2 protein-coding genes are annotated in these 1,669 nt (G+C 62.2%); both read left to right on the top strand.

Features of this window, described 5'->3' with window-relative positions:
- The first annotated feature begins 112 nt into the window (after positions 1 to 112).
- Positions 113 to 1,153 carry a 1-aminocyclopropane-1-carboxylate deaminase gene (locus AC1DWI_RS22180; RefSeq protein ID WP_477669956.1) on the top strand — a complete coding sequence of 347 codons (1,041 nt, stop codon included), beginning with the start codon at positions 113 to 115 and terminating at the stop codon, positions 1,151 to 1,153.
- A gap of 2 nt (positions 1,154 to 1,155) precedes the next feature.
- Positions 1,156 to 1,401, top strand: coding sequence for a hypothetical protein (locus tag AC1DWI_RS22175; protein WP_477669957.1), 246 nt, complete (start codon positions 1,156 to 1,158; stop codon positions 1,399 to 1,401).
- Positions 1,402 to 1,669 lie beyond the last annotated feature (268 nt).

The raw sequence follows: 1,669 nt of genomic DNA, 5'->3' as shown, positions 1-1,669 counted from the left end.
GCCCGGGCGATACGATTTGATTCAGGACTGCACCCAAACCTTTACCCACATGCCCTCCTTCTTTGCGGCCATTTCAGTCTACGCACAAGGGCTTCAACCGAGAAACACTGCCATGTCTACCCCGCTTCAGTATCCGCTCCAGCTCCAGAAATTTGCAAAACACTCCCTGACCTTCGGGCCCAGCCCGATACAGCCGCTCAAGCGCCTGAGCGCCCACCTGGGCGGCAAGGTCGAGCTGTTTGCCAAGCGCGAAGACTGCAACAGCGGCCTGGCGTTCGGCGGCAACAAGACGCGCAAGATGGAATACCTGATCCCCGAGGCGCTAGAGCAGGGCTGCGACACGCTGGTGTCGATCGGTGGCATCCAGTCCAACCAGACGCGCCAGGTCGCGGCGGTGGCGGCGCACCTGGGCATGAAGTGCGTGCTGGTGCAGGAGAACTGGGTCAACTACTCCGACGCGGTGTATGACCGCGTGGGCAATATCGAGATGTCGCGCATCATGGGCGCCGACGTGCGCCTGGACGCGGCCGGTTTTGACATCGGCATCCGCCCGAGCTGGGAGCAGGCGATGGAAGACGTGCGCAAGAAGGGCGGCAAGCCCTTCCCGATTCCGGCGGGCTGTTCAGAGCACCCGTATGGCGGCCTGGGTTTTGTCGGCTTCGCCGAAGAAGTGCGCGCGCAAGAGGCCGAGCTGGGCTTCAAGTTTGATTACATCGTGGTGTGCTCCGTCACCGGCAGCACGCAGGCCGGCATGGTGGTGGGCTTTGCGGCAGACGGCCGCGCCGACCGCGTGATCGGCATCGATGCGTCGGCCAAGCCCGCACAAACCCACGCGCAGATTTTGCGCATTGCGCAGAACACCGCCAAGCTGGTGGAGCTGGGCCGCCCCATCACCGAAAAAGACGTCGTGCTCGACACCCGCTACGGCGGCCCTGAGTATGGCCTGCCATCCGAAGGCACGCTGGAGGCGATACGGCTGTGCGCCCGCCAGGAGGGCATGCTGACCGACCCGGTGTACGAAGGCAAGTCGATGCAGGGCATGATCGACATGGTGCGGCGCGGGGAGTTTCCGGCCGGCTCACGCGTGCTGTATGCGCACCTGGGCGGCGTGCCGGCGCTCAATGCCTACAGCTTCCTGTTCCGCAACGGTTGAACATGGAACGGCCTGCAGCATTGACCGTGGCGCTGGCAACCCGGCTGATGGAAGCCTTGTGCGCAGCGCCGCGTGACGCGGAGGCACCCGAGAGCGCCGGCATGCCCCTGCTGCGCGCGGCACTGAATGACCCTGCCGTGCACACCGTGGTGCTGGCCATCAGCAAAAACGGGCCGGCTGCCAGCCTGGTGCAGGTGATACGGCAGCCGGACACGCTGCATCAATGGGTGGAACTGGCCTGCATCTGAGCGTGACGTCAGCGTTTTGCTATCAATTAAATAGCTGCTCGCGCATGACTCTATTGGGTTACAGGCCTTTTTTATGCATCAAAAGCGGGCTCCGGAGGCCTTTTTCCGCGGCCCAGCGCCTGCCTCCACACGCTAAAACCGCTTGAAAAAGACCATTTTCAAGCATAAAAAGTGGCTGTATCCCAATAGAGTCATGCGCGAGCAGCTATGTTTTTAATAGCATTCGTCGGCTAACGACCTCTAGATCCGGTCCTTCCAGCGCTGCATT

The sequence above is a fragment of the Polaromonas sp. P3_C2 genome, assembly GCF_056402675.1.
This window is presented reverse-complemented; position numbering and strand designations above follow the sequence as displayed.

Coding starts and splice junctions, on each gene's coding strand:
- AC1DWI_RS22180 (WP_477669956.1), top strand. CDS start 113: ATGTCTACCCCGCTTCAGTATCCGCTCCAGCTCCAGAAATTTGCAAAA.
- AC1DWI_RS22175 (WP_477669957.1), top strand. CDS start 1,156: ATGGAACGGCCTGCAGCATTGACCGTGGCGCTGGCAACCCGGCTGATG.